Annotated in this window: 1 protein-coding gene; it reads right to left on the bottom strand. The window is 74.3% G+C overall.

From position 1 onward, the window contains the following. The coding region (locus MXAZACID_RS19600) for a hypothetical protein (RefSeq protein WP_008495954.1) at positions 1-272 on the bottom strand (272 nt) is incomplete at both ends.

A 272-nucleotide genomic window follows, 5' to 3' on the forward strand; every position in this document is an offset into this window, starting at 1 on the left:
TCAGATAGGCGAAGCGCCCCAGCCCCGCCTCCGTTTTCAACCCCCAGGCGCGGCCCTGCGCCTCGCTCCGCGCCACGAAGCCCAGCAGCCCGGCCTCGTCCATGTCCCTGGTCTGCTCCGGTGCGGCATCGCGCAGATAGGAGGCTATGGCCCGGTGCGAGCGCGCCGTCATCGCCCCGGAGAGGGCCTGCATCTGCGCCTCGCTCAGCACCAGCCGCCCGTGCGCGGGCGCCGGCCAGTCCGCCCGGCGCTTGGCCTGCAACGCCCCTTCC

It is taken from the genome of Acidocella sp. MX-AZ02, from assembly GCF_000306035.1.
Lineage (GTDB): Bacteria > Pseudomonadota > Alphaproteobacteria > Acetobacterales > Acetobacteraceae > Acidocella > Acidocella facilis.